This window comes from Frigoribacterium sp. UYMn621, assembly GCF_040549525.1.
GTDB lineage: Bacteria > Actinomycetota > Actinomycetes > Actinomycetales > Microbacteriaceae > Lacisediminihabitans.
This window is the reverse complement of record NZ_JBEPTM010000009.1, coordinates 1-15,749: the sequence shown is the minus strand read 5'-3', so window position 1 is coordinate 15,749 and position 15,749 is coordinate 1. Positions and strand designations below refer to the sequence as shown.

Below are 15,749 nucleotides of genomic sequence, written 5' to 3'. Positions count from 1 at the left end.
ATCGCCTGCCGCAGAAAGAAGCATGCCAGTGAATATCAGTGAAGTAGTCGCCGCCGCCCACGAGGCCGGAGTGAAGCTCATCCGTTTCGAATACTGCGACGTCAGCGGGGTCGCCCGCACGAAGGCCGTGCACGTTGCGCAACTCGAACACAAACTCCTGGAAGGGGTGAGCCTCACCCGAGCCCAAATGTCCATCAACCTGTTGGAGCAGATGATCCCCATCGATGGTTTCGAGCCGATTGGTGAGATCAGGCTCGTGCCCGACCTCTCGACTTTCACGGTGCTGCCCTGGGCTCCCGGAAGCGCCAGCGTTCTCTGCGACCAGCTCGGTCATGATCGGCTCAACTGGGGTGCGTGCGGCCGCTCTTATCTCAAGGACATGATCCAACGCGCGGCGGGTCACGGCATCCAGGTGCAGGCCACCTTCGAGAACGAGTGGTATCTCGCAACCGAGGTGGACGGGGAGTACATCCCGTTCGACCTCCACGATCACACGCCCGTCTACAGCGCCATCGGGCACGACCTCAACAATGACCTGATGATCGAGACTGTCAATGCACTGGAGGCACAGGGCATCGAAGTTGAGGCGGCGATCAACGAGTACGGTGCCGGACAGCAGGAGATCTCCATCCGTCACTCCGGCGCCTTGACGGCAGCGGACAACCAGATGAAGTTCCGCGACACGGTGCGCGGAGTCGCCCTCCGACGAGGACTGCTCGCTTCGTTCGCACCGAAGCCCTATCCCGACCAGATCGGAAGTGGCGCTCATCTGCATTTCAGCCTGTGGGACCTGGCGGGAAAGAAGAGTCTCCTCTACGACCGGGACGCCGAAGGGGGCCTGTCGAAGTTGGGCCGCCACTTCATCGCGGGTGTCGCCGAGCATCTGCCCGCACTCGTCGCGCTGACCACCCCGAGCTACAACTCATCGCGCCGGCTGAAACCGAACGCATGGGCATCGGCGACGACAGCATGGGGGTTCGACAACAAAGAGGCCGCCCTACGGGTGTGCTCGCCGTTCTTCCAACGCGAAGAGCAGAGCTACAACATCGAGTTCAAGACCTCGGATGCCAGCGCGAACCCGTATCTCTCGCTCGGAGCGATCATCGCGGCAGGCCTCGATGGCATAGAGCGCGAACTGGATCCGGGCGATCCGAGCGAGCACGACCCCGCCTACCTGTCGGCGGAGGATCTCCAACGCGGCAAGGTTCGCCCCCTGCCCACCTCGATGTCTGCCGCACTCGACGAGCTCGAGACAGACGATTTCCTCCTTGGCACGCTCGGAGATCTTCTCAGTCGCTGCTATGTCGGCGTTCGTCGCTCCGAAGCGGAGGCATTCGCCGCCGAAAGCCAGGACTTCGAAATCCGCAATCACTTCTACCGATTCTGAATCCATGACGACTTTCATCGACCTGTCCGATGTTCCAGTCATCGACAATCACTGCCATGCTGTCGAGGCTGTGCAGAGCGCCGATCCGGTTCTGTGGCGCGCGCGCTTCACCGAATCCCCCGATCCCACGATGGGCGCGGAGCACGTGCACCACACCGCGTTCTACCAGAGACTCATGCGTCGGGCAGGAACTTTCTACGGGATCGGATTCGAGCAGGAGGATGAAATTCTGAGGCACCGCGAAAAGCTCGGTGCGGCGGCGCTCGTCGGAAGTCTGTTCCGGGATGCGCGCATCGGCGGTGTCGTGATCGACACGGGTTATCCGGCCCCAGACAAGGCAATGAGCCCCTCTGCTCTCGTAGCCGCGAGTGGTACCGAGTACGTGGCACTCCTGAGACTGGAGGTCGAATTTCAAAAGCTGATCGTGCTGCACGACGACTTTGACGCCCTTGTTTCGGCGGTCGGAGACCTGGTTTACCAGCTGCGCGCCAAGGGATTTGTTGGCTTCAAGAGCATCGCAGCCTACCGAACCGGACTCGCGATTGAACGATGGGACGACGCCTCGGTCCGGCACGCCTTCGGGAGGGCGCGAGCCGAAGTCGCCGCATCGGGGAAGGTGCGCCTCGGCTATAAACCGCTGCTCGACACACTCCTCCACATCGCGTTCGAAGCGGCTGCGGAGCAGCGCCTGCCCGTGCAGTTCCACGTGGGCTATGGAGATCCCGACGTAGATATTCGCCAGGCGTCGCCGCTGGAGCTGCGTGCCCTGTTCGAAGAACCGGCCTATCGCTCGATGCCCATCGTGATGCTGCATGGGTGTTGGCCATATTTTCGTGAGGGCGCGTATCTGGCAGCGGTGTATGGCAACGCCTACCTGGATGTTTCCTATTCCATCCCGTTCCTCTCAAGGGCCGAGATGACATCGATGACACGGGCAGCCCTCGGCGCCGCTCCTTTCAGCAAGGTGATGTACAGCTCCGACGGGGTCGGAATTCCCGAGATGCATTGGATGGGAGCGATCGAGGGTCGCCATGCGATCGGAACGGTGCTGGGAGAGATGGTCGACGCGGGCGAAATGGACGAAGACGCGGCCGGTCTTGCCGGACGTATGATCCTCAACGTGAATGCGGCCCGTCTCTATGGGCTCACGGAGGCAGCGCAGTGAAGCATCTCGAGGGAAAGCGCATCTTCGTAACCGGCGCCGGTGGTGCTCTGGGAAGGGCGAGCAGTCTGCTGTTCGCCCGCGAGGGAGCGGCGGTCGCGGTTGTCGACATCAGTACCGAGGCAGCCGAAGAGACGCGGCGGCTGGTCGAAGCTGCGGGAGGCAGCGCCGTGGCAATCACCGCCGACGTGCGCGATGAGGCACAGGTGCGGGATGCCGCGACCACGGCCGCGAAGGAGCTCGGCGGACTCGACACGCTCTTCAACAATGCCGGGGTGATGCCCCATCAGGACAAATCGTTTCTCGACGGCGATCTCGACCTCTGGCACATCATCAGCAACATCAACCTCGATGGAACGATGCTCTGCTCAAAGCACGTCGTGCCGCACATCGTCGCGGCAGGCGGCGGGGCGGTGCTCAACATGAGCTCGTTCCTCGCGGTGCTGGGCTGCTCCTTTCCGCAGGACGGCTACGCCGCGAGCAAAGGTGCCATCAGCTCCCTCACCCGATCGATGGCCGTGCAGCTCGGACCGAAGGGCATCCGCGTCAACGGCATGGCGCCGGGGCCAGTGCTCACCGAACATGTCGAGCAGTTCTTCCCCGACCCCGAAGCCCGCCGAGTGCGATTGGAGCGCGTTCCGCTCGGCCGCTTCGGACATCCGGACGACGTTGCGGGGCTTGCGAGCTTTCTGGTGTCGGATATGGCAGCTTGGATCACCGGTCAGGTCGTCGTCCTCGATGGCGGCATTTCAAGCAACTACCTGTAATAGCGAAGGGCTCTTTTCATGTGTCGCCTGCTCGGCTTCGTCTCACGACGTCCCACCACCCTCAAAGAACTCCTCGGCGAGGAGGAACTCGCAGAATTCACCGAGCTCTCGCTCAAGCACGGTGATGGGTGGGGATTCGCGTGGGCGACAGCCACCGGTGTCGAGGTGGAGAAGGCTCCGGATGCTGCGCGGGAGAGTGACCTGTTCGCGACTGTCGCCGCTGAGCAGAAGGCGGAGCTCGGCCTGCTGCACCTGCGCTGGGCGACCCTCGGGCTCGGTGTGGTGCCGGAGAACACCCATCCCTTCACCGACGGGCGGATCGCTTTCGCTCACAACGGCTCGATAAAACCGCCCGAATCGCTTGACCCGTTCATTCCCACCGATCTCGCTGCGCGGCGGCGGGGCACCACCGACAGCGAACGTTATTTCCTCGCGATGTTGGGGGCTGAGCGGCTCGGAGACCCGTCTACGGCACTCGAGCGCACGGCGGCTCGCATCGCCGAAGAGTGCGCTTTCAGCAGCGTTAACGCCATGATCGCTACCCCTGACACACTCCAGGTCATCAACCTGTTCGACCCCGTCGCCGAAGCCCGCGAGGCAGAACCTCACTATTACCGCATCGGCTATCGGGTAGACGCAGACTCGGTCGTTGTCTCCTCGAGCGGCTGGGGCTCGGGCTGGACGTTCCTCGAAAACGGGGAAACACTCACCGTGGACCGAGAAAGCTGCGAGGTCACGATCGGCCGCGCAGTGAATGCACCGGTGGCACCATGACCTTCGCCGCGGACGGAGTCGAACTTCGCGCAAGCGAAATCGCCTACAACGAGCTACTCGAACGGATCGTCGACCTGCGCTTGCCCCCGGGCTCCGTGATCAACGAGAAGGCGATGGGCATGTCGCTCGGGCTGGGGCGGATGCCGGTCCGCGAAGCCATCGCTCGACTCGCAACAGGACGCTTTCTCACCGTCCTTCCTCGCCGTGGCGCGGTCGTCAGTCCGATCGGCCTCGCCGACGTGCTCGATATGTTCGAAGCGCGGGAGGCGATCGAGTGCGGCGTCGTCTACATCGTCGCCGAACGCGCGACAACTGAGGAGCTGGCAACGCTGCGCGACCTCGTCGCCCGCGCAGACAGTGCGCGAACGGGCACCGATCACGAGATATACCTGCGCACCGACCACGCGGTGCACGCCTACCTCGTGCACATGGTGCACAACGGATTACTTCAGGATGCCGCAGACCGACTACTGCTGCACAACCTGCGCTTCTGGCACCTCTACTGGTCCAACCGGCCAGCCCAGCCCTCCACGATGATGTCCCATACCCACCTCGTCGAAGCGCTCGAGGCACATGATGCCGAGGGCGCCGCTCGCGCTATGCGCAGTCATCTCGTGGCATCGCGCGCTCTCGTCCAAGAGGCGTTCTAGCAGACGTGCCCGATACACATCCACAAACCGATCCGGAGCGACCATGAAGATCAGTGAGGTACTGGCGGTGCCGGCAAGAGCAGGCTTCTTCGCCGATGATCAGGCGGCTATCCTCGGCGGTGCGAAGCGCGATGGTGCTGCCTATCTGGGGGCCCCGGTGACACCAGGGTTTCGATCGGTGCGACAGGCCGGCGAGGCAGTATCGGTACTGCTTCTGCTGGATGACGGTCAGGTCGCCCACGGAGACTGCGCCGCGGTGCAGTACTCGGGTGTCGGCGGGCGAGACGCCGTGTTTGACGCGAAACGAGCGGTAGAGGTGATCATCGACCAGGTGGCTCCGCTACTGGCTGGCAGTGAGCTCACGGACTTCCGGAGCATGGCTGCCGCCATCGACGGCTTGGTCGTCGACGGGCATCGGCTGCACACGGCGATCCGATACGGCGTGACTCAAGCGCTCCTGGATGCAGTGGCCCGCGCCCGCGGTGTCACGATGGCCGAGGTGGTTCGTGACGAATACCAGACCGGAGCTGAGATCCTGCCGGTGCCCATGTTCGTGCAGTCGGGAGACGATCGCTACGACAATGTCGACAAGATGATCTTGAAGCGGGCGGATGTTCTGCCACACGGCCTGATCAACAACGTCGATGCAAAGCTCGGTAGCGATGGGCAACTTCTGGTGACCTATCTCACCTGGGTTCGCAACCGGGTGCTCGCCCTGCGTGACAGTGAGGATTACGCGCCCGTCCTTCACCTCGATGTGTACAGCACGATTGGCGTGGCCTTCGACAACGACGTTGAGCGCGTCGCGGACTACCTGGTATCCCTCGGAAAGGTGGCAGTCCCGTTCCGGCTACGCGTCGAACATGCGATCGACGGGGGAAGCAGGGACGGCCAGATCGCCGTTTCCTCGGCGCTGCGTGCGGCGATCCGAGCGCGCGGCAGCGACGTTCAGATCGTGGTCGATGAGTGGTGCAACACCCTGGAAGATATCCGGTTGTTCGTTTCCGCCGGTGCGGCCGACGTCATCCACGTGAAGACGCCGGACCTCGGTGGCGTCAACAATACGATCGAGGCCCTGCTGCTCGTGGCTCGCGGCGGGCTCTTGGCTTACTGCGGAGGCACATGCAATGAAACGGATCGGTCCGCCCAGGTGAGTGCGAATATCGCTATGGCGTGCGCCGCTAGCCAGGTGCTGGCAAAGCCGGGAATGGGCGTCGACGAAGGCATGATGATTGTCGGCAACGAGATGACACGTGTCGCCGCGCTGGTGGCCGCCCGATCGGCGCGAATGGTGCGGGACCTGTGAAACCGCTCGAGGATCTGCGGATCGTCGCCATCGAGCAGTACGGGGCCGGTCCATTCGGAAGTGTGCACCTCGCCGACCTCGGCGCCGAGGTCATCAAGATCGAGGACCCGGCCTCCGGCGGCGACGTCGGGCGTTACGTGCCTCCGTACCAGGAGGGCGAAGACAGCCTCTTTTTCGAGGCGTTCAACCGCAATAAGCGCAGCATCAGCCTCGACCTCACCACGCCGGAAGGGCGAACCATCTTCGAGGATCTGGTTCGGGTGAGTGACATCGTCTACTCGAACCTCCGCGGTGACGTGCCCGCAAAGCTCGGTATCACCTTCGATGACCTGCGCCATCTCAATCCCACGATCGTGTGCTGCTCGCTCAGCGGTTTTGGCATGACCGGGCCACGACTGGCCGAACCTGGCTACGACTACGTTCTGCAAGGCATCGCCGGATGGATGGACATCACTGGCGAGCCATCGGGACCGCCGACCAAATCGGGATTGTCTCTTGTGGACTACTCCGGCGGACTCGTCGCCGCCATCTCGATGCTCGCCGCTGTGCATGCCGCCCGCAGAGACGGGGTCGGCACCGATTGTGACATCAGCCTCTTCGACACCGCTGTTTCGATGCTGACTTACCCGGCGATCTGGACTCTCAATGGCGACTTCACGCCGACGCGAACTCACCATTCCGCCCATCCGTCGCTGGTTCCCTTCCAGGCGTTCGAGGCGATGGATGGCTGGATCGTCATCGCCTGCCCGAAAGAGAAGTTCTGGAAGCGACTCGCGGCAGCGATCGGGCGTCCGGACCTTGGTACGGCTGAGCGTTACGGCACGTTTATCGCGCGGCGCGAGAATTCAGACACGCTATTGCCGCTGCTGGACGACATCTTCGCCACTCTCCCCGCCCTCGAATGGCTCACGAAGTTGCGAGCGGCCGGTGTTCCCTGTGGGCCGGTAAACAGCGTGTCCGAGGCCCTGAACGATGCACAGACCGACGCGCGGGGGATGATCGTCGAAACCGAGCATCCGCGGTTTGGAACCGTGCGCCAGGTGCGCAGCGCGGTGCGGGTGGGAAACGCGACCCCGGAGTATCGGCGGGCACCGCTCCGGAATGAGGACGTGGACTATGTCCTGCAAGATGTGCTTCGCTATGACGAGGGGCGCATCGCCGAACTTGCGGCACACACACGGAATGAGGAGGCATCATGACGGTTCGTGAAGGGTGGAGCGGCAGGTTCTTTGAGGACTTCGAAGTGGGGGATGTTTACGAGCACGGACTCGGGCGCACGATTACCCAGGCCGACAATATCTGGTTCACCCTCCTCACTCAGAACACAGCGCGTGTGCACTTCGATGCCAATTACGCAAAGCAGACGGAGTACGGTCGTCCTCTCGTCAATTCGACCTTCACGCTCGCTCTAGTGACCGGGCAATCGGTAAACGACGTGTCCTACAACGTGATGGCGAACCTGTCCTGGAACGATGTGCAGTTACCGAACCCCCTATTCGAAGGCGACACCGTCTACTCCTCGAGTGAGGTACTTGCGGTCAGGGAGTCGCGGTCCCGACCCCAGGTGGGCATCGTCACGGTACGGACTCTCGGTGTGAACCAGGACGGCACGCCGATCATCACGTTCGAGCGGACGGTGATGGTCTACCGACGCGGGTTCGGGCCCATTCCGCGACCCGTGGGCACACTCCCCCAGTGAACGGGCGTTTGTTGTCCACGCACACGACCGGCGATCCCGTCTGACGCGCGGGGCAGAACACACGCAACGTCATCCCCTGTCCCCTCGAAGGACGCCCGAGAGACTGGACCCACATCCGACCGCGCCCTTCTCAGTGCGCGACCCGTTCTCAGCGCGCGACCCGTTCTCAGCGCGCGAACGTGACGTGGATGACGCCGCTCTCGGCCACCTCCGAGGTGACGGTGTAGTCGCGCTCGAGCTCTCGCAGATCGTCCCAGAGTCGCACTCCCCGGCCCAGGACGATCGGACTGATCGCGACGTGCACTCGATCGACGAGCCCGGCCCGCAGGAAATCACGTGCGACGCCGGCTCCCCCGCCGACCCTGATGTCGCCATCGCCGGCATGCTCCCGGGCCCGAGTGAGCGCATCCTGCGGCGTCGCGGCGACGAACTCGAACCGCGTGCCGTTGGCGAAGTCGATGGCCGGTCGCTCCCGATGGGTCAACACGAGCACGGGAACGCGGAACGGCGGTTCCTCACCCCACCACCCGCGCCAATCCGGGTCGTGCGGAAAGGCATGGAGCCCGAACATCCCCGCTCCCATGATCTCGGCGCCCACCGCCTCGAAGTAGGCGGTGGCGTACCGGTCGTCGATGCCGGTCGTCCCCTCCCCCGTCGTGTCGTGAAGCACGCGCTGCCGAAAGGTCTTGGTGCCCATGTACACCTCCACCAGTCGTCCCCAGTCCGCGCCCATGGGGTTATCCGACGACGGATTGTCCGGCGCGACGACACCATCGAGCGAGAGGTTGAGGTCGATGCGTACCGCCATGAGATCCCTCCGGGAGATTGTTGTGGACAGCGTACCCATCGATCGTCGTGGGCATGGGAAGTCGCAGAGAGCCACCGAAATCAAACGGGAACGACAGCCGCTGGCGCGGTCATCCGCGATCGCTAGAATCGGGGAATGGCCCTTACGTCGCTCGAGCCGGAACTCGATCAGGAATCGGGGGACGAGGGCGAAACGACCGTCTCCCCCGGGTGGTACGTGCTGATCTACCGGATCCCGTCGGAGCCGACGCGCCTTCGCGCAACCGCGTGGCGCCGGCTCAAGGCGCTCGGTGCCGTGTATCTGCAGAACTCCGTCGCCGCGCTGCCTGCCAGTCCGACCGCCGAGCGAGCCCTTCGGAAGCTCCAGCACGACATCGTCGGGATGTCTGGCACCGCCGTGCTCATGAAGTCCTCCGTCCTGGTGGGGGAATCTAACGTTCTTGCCATCTTCCAGGCGGCCCGTACCGACGAGTACGAGGAGATCATCGACCGCTGCACCGGCTTCCTCGCTGAGTTGCAGAAGGAATACGACAAGCAGCACTTCAGTTACGCCGAACTCGAGGAGAACGAGGTCGACCACACCAAGCTAGTCAGCTGGTTCGCAAAGGTGAAGGCTCGTGACGAGTTCGTGGCGCCGGGCCGTGCGGAAGCCGAGGCCGCACTGCAGGAGTGCGAGACCGCTCTCGAGGAGTACGCCGCCCGGGTCTACGCGGAGGAGCCGGAAGGGCACTGACTCCTGACACCCGCCTAGCGCATCGCGCGACGGATGCCGTACGGAAGTAGGAACACGACGGCGATGGGCATGACGATCCACGCGATCGGCGTGGCCGTCGACACGACGAAGGTCAGCAGCATTCCGAGACCGATGCCTGCCGCGATCTGCCAGTCGTCCCCGATGATGAAGTCGTACCAGAAGGCTCCGAACGAGCGAATTCGAGAGCCGAGCGTCGCGGCCGGCCGTGGAGCAGGCGACGGCACATAGTCGGCCGCCGCGTCCATCGGACCATCGGTCAGGTCCCCGCCACCACTGGCGGCCGCAACCGTGACCGGCATCGGTGCGGGCAGAGGTGCGGGCGTGCGGGAGAGTCGGTAGCGTCGCATCCCCACAACCAGGGCGAGGGCGAGGATCGCGATCGCCGGGGCGATAACGAGCAGCGAGGTATCGGCGCCCGGCCACACCGCGCCGGCTCCCTCCGCACCCCAGAAGGTGCCGAATGCGGTGAGCATCACGCCCACGATGAACTTGAGCGTGTTCTCGGGGACGCGCGAAAGCGGCCCGCGCACGACGATTCCGAGGATCAGGACGATGACAACGGCGACACCGGCGGCGATCGCGGCGACTGGAAGGTTCTTCTGGTTGGTCCCGAAGGTCAGCACGATGAACACGACCTCGAGGCCCTCGAGCACGACGCCCTTGAAGGAGAGGGTGAAGGCGTACCAGTCCTGGACGCCGCGGCGGGATCCGGTCTCCGCCTGAATCGCGGCCGCGACCTCCTTTTCATAGATGGCGGCCTCGTCGTGCAGTGCTTTGTAGCCACTCGCGCGCAGAATCGCCTTGCGCATCCACTGCAGTCCGAAGAGGAGAAGCAAGCCACCCACCACTACTCGCAGGATGCCGATCGGTAGCAGCGAAATGGCCGGGCCTGCGATTGCGATCGCGACCACCAGCACAGCGATACCGGCGAGCAGGCCCAGCATGGCGGAGCGCCAGTGCCGTGCGGTACCGGCCGCGAGGACGATCGTGGCGGCCTCGACCGCCTCGACAATGCACGCGAGGAACACGGCGAAGAATAGGGCGACGTCATTCATGAAAACTCTTTCGGTTGGTTATTTTGTTTGTTCAAAAAGATAACAGTGGTTAGTTATCGCGGGAAATCACCGCGCGGGGAAGGCGATCATTCCCGCTGGGTCTATCGCGACCAGGCAGCGGTCTCCGCGGGCCCAGGCGCGCTCGTCAAACACCGAGGTCAACAGACCATGGCCGGTGTCCACAACGTGGTCATAGCCGCGGCCACGGTAGGCGACGTCCACAATGCACGCCGGCATCCGGTGGTGGGAGCTCTCGCGAGACCCCGACTCCTCCACACTCTCGAGCCGGGTCGCGGTCGGCCGCACCATCACTTCGACGGCGCCGCCCGGATTCACTCCCTCACCCGCTGACGCGGTGAGCTCGTTCTCGCCAACCCGAACCCGAGCGCGTCCATCGCGCAGGCCCGCCGTCATTCCCTGGAAGGACCCCGCGAGACCGGTGAAACGGGCGACGAACGGGGTCGCCGGACGGCGGAAGATCGCCTCCGCGCTCCCTCGCTGCTCGATCGATCCCTCGTTGAGGATCGCGACCTCATCGGCGAGAGCGAACGCCTCCGACTGATCGTGCGTGATGTAGAGCGCCGTGGCACCGGTCTCCCGGGTGAGGGTGGAGATCTCGAGCCGGAGGTGTTCGCGCAGGTCGGCATCGAGATTCGAGAGGGGCTCGTCGAACAGGATGAGCTCCGGCTCGCTCACGATGGCGCGGGCCAAGGCGACGCGCTGCTGCTGACCGCCCGATAGCTCGTGCGGGTAGCTGGTCGTCTTCGCGCCGAGACCGACTCGCTCGAGAACGGATTCGACGCGGCGGGCGCTGTCGTGGCGTGCGAGGTGACGACGACGCAGCGCATATCCGACGTTCTGATGCACGGTCATGTGGGGCCAGAGCGCATAGTCCTGAAACACCATGGCGAGGGCGCGCTTCTCCGGCTTGGCGTGAGTGTGATGGTCACTGATCGGCGTCGCGCCGAAATGGATGCTGCCGCCATCCAATCGCTCGACTCCCGCGATCGACCGCAACAGAGTCGATTTGCCGGAGCCGGATGGCCCGAGCAGCACGGTGAAGGAGCCGGCAGGCACGTCGAGGTCGACCCGCCGGAGCACCCCGAGGGCGCCGTAGTTTTTAGTTGCGCCACGGACGATGACGTGATGACCGGTCATTTGGCAGTCCCCAGGGTTCGCCAGCCGCGCGGGGTTGCGAGCCGGAAGATGAGTGTGGCGGCGAGCACGACGAGGAGTGCCGTGAGGATTGCGAGAACCTCCATCGCGGTGCCACCACCGAAGTCGTACTTGGACAGGGTCACGGTGATCCCGACGGAGATCGGCTGCTCGCCGGGCGGCGCCAGCAACTGCGATACCGGCAGTTCGAGGAGGGTGGCGGTGAAGGTGAGCAGCCACGCGTTGAGCAGCGGGCGCGAGATCACCGGCAAGACGATGGAGAACCAGGAGAAGATCGCCCCCGCGCCATGCACCCGCGAGGAGTGCAACATCGAATTCTGGATCTGACTCATGCTCCCGACCAACAGCCGCGAGGTCGAGGGCAGGGCCGTGGCGATGTAGGCGAGCACGAGAAGGACGGTCGTGCCGTACAGGTGGACGCCCAGCGCATTGGTGAGCGGGAGGTTGTAGGCGAAGATGTAGCCCGCCGCGAACACGATCCCGGGCAGAGCGACCGCGGCGAGCAGCACCATGTCGAGAACTCGGGAGCTCAGGCTCGTCTGCCCGGCCGCCAACAGGCGGGCGCAGACCACGGCGAGCACTGTCGTCACCGAAGCGGCGATCACCGCCGCCTGCATCGAGTACAGCAGGGGCGCACTGAGGTCGGGGCTCGTGATCACTCTGGCGTAGTTGGCGAGCGTCCAGGAATGGGATCCGCCGACAGAGCCGAGCCCGTCGATGAGCGAAGCGGAGACGGCACCGAAGGTGGGCACTCCGAGTGCGATGAGGATGAGCAGGGACATGCCGAGGACCACGGCGGCCTTCTCGACCTTCGACAGTCGACGTCGCACGGCGCGTCTGGAACGTCCGCCCAGCACTCGGTAGCTCCGGCCCTTGAGTGCGCGACTCTGAGCCCAGAGTGCCAGCACAACGAAGATCAACAACACCCAGCTGATCGCCGAGGCGACCGGGAACTGTACGGGGAACGCCTGTACAGCCGTGTAGAGCTCGAAGGTGGCGACGGTGAAATGCGAGTCGTTGGCCAATGTCGACGCCACCCCGAAGTCGCTCACCGACTCGGCGAAGACGATGGCGAGCGCCGCCCAGATGGCCGGCGCCAGCAGGGAGACGACGACTCGCATCGACGCTAGCGCTCCCCCTCCGTGCACCCTGACCGCATCTTCATACTCGTGCCCAAGGCCGCGAAGCGCATTGGAGATCGCGAGGTAGGCGAAGGGGATGCCCTTGACCGTGAGCACGATCACGATTCCGCCCGGTCCATAGAAGAGGTCGCGCGCGCCCGCTGGATCCCACCCCAGCGTCTGCAGCACGCCATTCGGCTCGAGCAGGCGCTCCCATCCGAGAGCTATGAGGTAGGAGGGGGTCAGGAAGAGGGCGAAGACCACCCCGGTCCAGATGCCGCGGGCCGGGGCATCCGTTCGGATGACGATCCAGGCCAGTACGAAGCCGATGATCGCCGCCGAGACCGCAGTCACGATACCGATGACGAGCGAATTCACGAAGCCGAGCAGCAGGTGCCCACTGAGAGCCGCCGAGAATGCGGAGAGGGTGAACCACTGTGGACCCTGCGACAGTAGCGCCGGAGAGAAGGCGACCGCCAGGAAGAGCGCGATCGGCAGTACCAGGATCGCGACAATCAGCAACCAGAATGCGGTGAGAGCGTTGAAGCGCGGGCGCCGTCGGCGTGGACTCGCTTCCACGTCGGGCTTGGCGCCAGCGCGCCCTCGTGCGCGGACGTTGTCGCGCAGGAGGGCGGACTGGATCACCACGAGGCCTACTTGATGTTCGACTCGAACCAGGTCACAACCCGGCTCTGGAGCGGGCCCCAGAATGCGGGGTCGAGGGACTGGTACGCCGCCGGGAACGCCGGCAGATCCTTCAGCGACTTCGCGTCGTCGACGACAGGCCAGAACAGCGAGTCCCCAGTCGCGTCTCCCGTCAGCATGACGGCCTGACCCTCGGGCGACACCACGAAATCGATGAACTTCTTTGCCTCGGCCTGCTGAACCGCCGACGCGCCCTTGTCGATTCCGATGACGCTCGGCAGGAGGGTGGACTTGGGAAGGTAGACGATCTTGGGCTGGAAGTTCGCCGTCGCCTTGACCTTGAGCACTTCACCGATCGCCGCAGAACTCTGGATCATTCCGTAGTCCACTTGCCCCGTCTCGAGCGCGTGCAACGTGTCGCCATTGGTCGGGAAGACCTTGAGGCCGTTAGCCTTCAGCTTCGTCAGATACGCCTCGCCCGCGGCGACTCCGCCGGTCTGGCCACCGAGCTGGTTCATCAGGCCCGCGATGAACGGGTAGGTGGGACCGGACTGGGCGGGGTCGTTCATACCGACTTTGCCGCTGTAGGCGGAGCCAAGGAGATCCTGGTAGGTGGCTGGCACGGTTGTGACCTTGGCTGCGTTGTAGATCAACGCCGACATCACGGTGGTGCCCGTCGGTGTGTAGGCGTTGTCGCTGGGGATGATCGCCTTGCCGACCGCGTTCCAGGACCCATGCGCGGCATAGGGCGCAAGGAGTCCCTGCTGGTCGAGCGATGAGAAGGCCGTGTCGCCGTCCACCCACAGGATCGACCACTGGGGATTGTTCTTCTCGGCCTGAATCTTGGTCAGCAGCGGACCCGTGCTGTCATCGACGAGCTTGACGGGGATCCCGGTCTTCGCGGTGAAGGCCTTGGCGCTCACGGCGTCGAAGCCTTCTGCGGCGTAAAGAACTAGCGGCTCGACAGCTGCGGTGGCCGATCCGGAGCTCGACGCTGACGCTGCCCCGGCGCAGCCGGTCAAACCGACAAGAGCAACGCCGGCGAGGCTCAGAGCAGCCCATCGAGTTCTGACATTCATGGAATCTCCTTGGGGAATCTTGTTGCGAACGGAAACTAACGACCGTTAGCAACTGTATGAAACGACTGTGGCCCGTTTGTGACACAGAGGTGTCCATTCGGTGAACGAGCCCGGCTGACCCATCCGGGCGCTCTGCAAGGGGTCGATCAGGGTCGAGCCAGCCCCGTTTTCACGCCGTGCACCGGGAGAATCGCACCCGGGGAAGGTAACCGCACCGGGGAATCTGTCACAGGACTGGGCTGTCGCCGCCAAAATCCTGGTTCGCATAGGCGCTCGTCAGCGCGGCGATCACCGAGGTCGTCGCGTGGCTGAAAGCCCGGTCAAGGGACGCCCGACGGAGGAACTCGATCCCTTGCATTGTGGTGAGCATGACGAGTGCCGCCTCTTCGATGTCCACCTGGGGCCGAAGCTCCCCGCGGTCACGAGCCTCGGCCAGAGCGCGGGCGAACAAGCGGGTGATCTGAGCGAAGGTTCGGCGCGACAGGGCACGCACCTCTGGGTCCAGGTCTCCGAGAGAGGATGCCGCCACGGAGAGATAGCACCCGGAGGTGTCGAGGAGAAGCCGCCCATCTTCGAATACGACGACAGAGGTGATCCACTTCCAGGGGCTCTCGCATGCTGCCAGCTCGGTCTCGAGTGCGGCTAATTGGCCGGCGCAGTAGACCTCGAGGGTGCGAATCAGGAGCCCGCGTCGGCCCCCGAAGGTCGCGGCCAGAACAGACGGTGAGAGTCCGGTCGCCTCGCACAACGCGGCCTCGGTTGTCGCGCGGTACCCCCGTCTGCGGAATTGTTCTGCCGCCGCTTCACATACCCGGTCGTGGTCGACTTCGGCGGCGGAGCCCGGCTTGAAGATCTTCCGAGTGCTGGCGATGAGGTCGGGGACGCTCGGGCTCATGCTGGTTATGTCCTTTCACCAGCCGGGATGTGCGGTCCGGGCATCGAGAAAATGGCAGGCCGTAAACGACTTCGAAAGGCCATCGTGAGGGATCGCGCCACTGATTGCGCCGGCTGAATCAACAATTTCTCGAACGTGCACCGAGTGTTGGATCTTCGTTCATCTCACCAGGCGTGGGAGTTGCCGACGGTTCCGATCGAGGCGGGACTACCCGCATCGGCGAGACGTTCGGCGTCGCGGATCGAAGGTGGCCGCCGTATCACCGCAGTAGTGCCCCATAGAGTGGTGTAACTCCTGGTGGCCGGCTCGTCGCGAGACGTAAGCGCGGTCACCGTGTGAGACCTTCGAGAAGTTTCTTACCTCCACTCGAAAGGCATCATCACGATGACCGCTCCACATATTGTCGACCCTGCACGCCTTCTTGGCGAAGCCCTCACCGATGCGTCCCCCGATCTGATGCGCAGCCTGCTGC

Annotated in this window: 15 protein-coding genes; 9 read left to right on the top strand and 6 right to left on the bottom strand. The window is 64.1% G+C overall.

The window, feature by feature from the left end:
* The first annotated feature begins 28 nt into the window (after positions 1 to 28).
* From ABIB54_RS13745 to ABIB54_RS13710, 8 genes are read left to right on the top strand one after another with little or no spacing between them, the layout of a single operon-like run.
* Positions 29 to 1,387: a glutamine synthetase family protein gene (locus ABIB54_RS13745; protein WP_354576087.1), complete on the top strand. Its 1,359-nt coding sequence runs from the start codon at positions 29 to 31 to the stop codon at positions 1,385 to 1,387.
* Between the two features lie 4 nt (positions 1,388 to 1,391).
* Positions 1,392 to 2,552, top strand: a complete 1,161-nt coding sequence (locus tag ABIB54_RS13740; RefSeq protein ID WP_354576086.1) for an amidohydrolase family protein — start codon at positions 1,392 to 1,394, stop codon at positions 2,550 to 2,552.
* Positions 2,549 to 3,316, top strand: a complete 768-nt coding sequence (locus ABIB54_RS13735; protein ID WP_354576085.1) for an SDR family NAD(P)-dependent oxidoreductase — start codon at positions 2,549 to 2,551, stop codon at positions 3,314 to 3,316. The genes ABIB54_RS13740 and ABIB54_RS13735 overlap by 4 nt, the downstream gene beginning before the upstream one ends.
* 18 nt (positions 3,317 to 3,334) lie before the next feature.
* Positions 3,335 to 4,090 carry a class II glutamine amidotransferase gene (locus ABIB54_RS13730; RefSeq protein ID WP_354576084.1) on the top strand — a complete coding sequence of 252 codons (756 nt, stop codon included), beginning with the start codon at positions 3,335 to 3,337 and terminating at the stop codon, positions 4,088 to 4,090.
* Positions 4,087 to 4,740, top strand: a complete 654-nt coding sequence (locus ABIB54_RS13725; RefSeq protein ID WP_354576083.1) for a GntR family transcriptional regulator — start codon at positions 4,087 to 4,089, stop codon at positions 4,738 to 4,740. Before ABIB54_RS13730 ends, ABIB54_RS13725 begins: the two co-directional genes overlap by 4 nt.
* Before the next feature lie 43 nt (positions 4,741 to 4,783).
* Complete coding sequence (locus ABIB54_RS13720; RefSeq protein ID WP_354576082.1) at positions 4,784 to 6,046, top strand: methylaspartate ammonia-lyase; 1,263 nt, start codon at positions 4,784 to 4,786, stop codon at positions 6,044 to 6,046.
* A complete protein-coding gene (locus ABIB54_RS13715; protein WP_354576081.1) occupies positions 6,043 to 7,245 on the top strand; it encodes a CaiB/BaiF CoA transferase family protein in 1,203 nt (400 codons plus the stop codon). Before ABIB54_RS13720 ends, ABIB54_RS13715 begins: the two co-directional genes overlap by 4 nt.
* The gene (locus ABIB54_RS13710; RefSeq protein ID WP_354576080.1) at positions 7,242 to 7,745 is read left to right on the top strand and encodes a MaoC family dehydratase; all 504 of its coding nucleotides are present in this window, start codon (positions 7,242 to 7,244) and stop codon (positions 7,743 to 7,745) included. Before ABIB54_RS13715 ends, ABIB54_RS13710 begins: the two co-directional genes overlap by 4 nt.
* Before the next feature lie 166 nt (positions 7,746 to 7,911).
* On the opposite strand, the gene ABIB54_RS13705 is transcribed toward ABIB54_RS13710, so the two are convergent.
* Positions 7,912 to 8,553: a dihydrofolate reductase family protein gene (locus ABIB54_RS13705; RefSeq protein ID WP_354576079.1), complete on the bottom strand. Its 642-nt coding sequence runs from the start codon at positions 8,551 to 8,553 to the stop codon at positions 7,912 to 7,914.
* Positions 8,554 to 8,688: 135 nt separating this feature from the next.
* On the opposite strand from ABIB54_RS13705, the gene ABIB54_RS13700 reads away from it, so the two are divergent.
* Positions 8,689 to 9,285, top strand: a complete 597-nt coding sequence (locus tag ABIB54_RS13700) for a Chromate resistance protein ChrB (protein WP_354576078.1) — start codon at positions 8,689 to 8,691, stop codon at positions 9,283 to 9,285.
* A 14-nt stretch (positions 9,286 to 9,299) separates the two neighbouring features.
* Here ABIB54_RS13700 and ABIB54_RS13695 read toward each other — a convergent pair whose 3' ends face one another.
* The 5 genes from ABIB54_RS13695 to ABIB54_RS13675 form a co-directional block, all read right to left on the bottom strand.
* Positions 9,300 to 10,361, bottom strand: a complete 1,062-nt coding sequence (locus tag ABIB54_RS13695; RefSeq protein ID WP_354576077.1) for a COG4280 domain-containing protein — start codon at positions 10,359 to 10,361, stop codon at positions 9,300 to 9,302.
* A gap of 66 nt (positions 10,362 to 10,427) precedes the next feature.
* On the bottom strand, positions 10,428 to 11,519 hold the full coding sequence (locus ABIB54_RS13690) for an ABC transporter ATP-binding protein (RefSeq protein ID WP_354576076.1): 1,092 nt from the start codon (positions 11,517 to 11,519) through the stop codon (positions 10,428 to 10,430).
* On the bottom strand, positions 11,516 to 13,306 hold the full coding sequence (locus ABIB54_RS13685) for an ABC transporter permease (RefSeq protein WP_354576075.1): 1,791 nt from the start codon (positions 13,304 to 13,306) through the stop codon (positions 11,516 to 11,518). The genes ABIB54_RS13690 and ABIB54_RS13685 overlap by 4 nt, the downstream gene beginning before the upstream one ends.
* Before the next feature lie 5 nt (positions 13,307 to 13,311).
* Positions 13,312 to 14,382 carry an ABC transporter substrate-binding protein gene (locus tag ABIB54_RS13680; RefSeq protein WP_354576074.1) on the bottom strand — a complete coding sequence of 357 codons (1,071 nt, stop codon included), beginning with the start codon at positions 14,380 to 14,382 and terminating at the stop codon, positions 13,312 to 13,314.
* Positions 14,383 to 14,608: 226 nt separating this feature from the next.
* Positions 14,609 to 15,277: a TetR/AcrR family transcriptional regulator gene (locus ABIB54_RS13675; RefSeq protein ID WP_354576073.1), complete on the bottom strand. Its 669-nt coding sequence runs from the start codon at positions 15,275 to 15,277 to the stop codon at positions 14,609 to 14,611.
* Positions 15,278 to 15,749 lie beyond the last annotated feature (472 nt).

What these genes read in the sequence shown, in the direction of transcription:
- ABIB54_RS13740 (WP_354576086.1), top strand. Translation starts at nt 1,392, where the DNA reads ATGACGACTTTCATCGACCTGTCCGATGTTCCAGTCATCGACAATCAC.
- ABIB54_RS13730 (WP_354576084.1), top strand. Translation starts at nt 3,335, where the DNA reads ATGTGTCGCCTGCTCGGCTTCGTCTCACGACGTCCCACCACCCTCAAA.
- ABIB54_RS13725 (WP_354576083.1), top strand. Translation starts at nt 4,087, where the DNA reads ATGACCTTCGCCGCGGACGGAGTCGAACTTCGCGCAAGCGAAATCGCC.
- ABIB54_RS13720 (WP_354576082.1), top strand. Translation starts at nt 4,784, where the DNA reads ATGAAGATCAGTGAGGTACTGGCGGTGCCGGCAAGAGCAGGCTTCTTC.
- ABIB54_RS13710 (WP_354576080.1), top strand. Translation starts at nt 7,242, where the DNA reads ATGACGGTTCGTGAAGGGTGGAGCGGCAGGTTCTTTGAGGACTTCGAA.
- ABIB54_RS13705 (WP_354576079.1), bottom strand. Translation starts at nt 8,553, where the DNA reads ATGGCGGTACGCATCGACCTCAACCTCTCGCTCGATGGTGTCGTCGCG.
- ABIB54_RS13700 (WP_354576078.1), top strand. Translation starts at nt 8,689, where the DNA reads ATGGCCCTTACGTCGCTCGAGCCGGAACTCGATCAGGAATCGGGGGAC.
- ABIB54_RS13695 (WP_354576077.1), bottom strand. Translation starts at nt 10,361, where the DNA reads ATGAATGACGTCGCCCTATTCTTCGCCGTGTTCCTCGCGTGCATTGTC.
- ABIB54_RS13690 (WP_354576076.1), bottom strand. Translation starts at nt 11,519, where the DNA reads ATGACCGGTCATCACGTCATCGTCCGTGGCGCAACTAAAAACTACGGC.
- ABIB54_RS13680 (WP_354576074.1), bottom strand. Translation starts at nt 14,382, where the DNA reads ATGAATGTCAGAACTCGATGGGCTGCTCTGAGCCTCGCCGGCGTTGCT.
- ABIB54_RS13675 (WP_354576073.1), bottom strand. Translation starts at nt 15,277, where the DNA reads ATGAGCCCGAGCGTCCCCGACCTCATCGCCAGCACTCGGAAGATCTTC.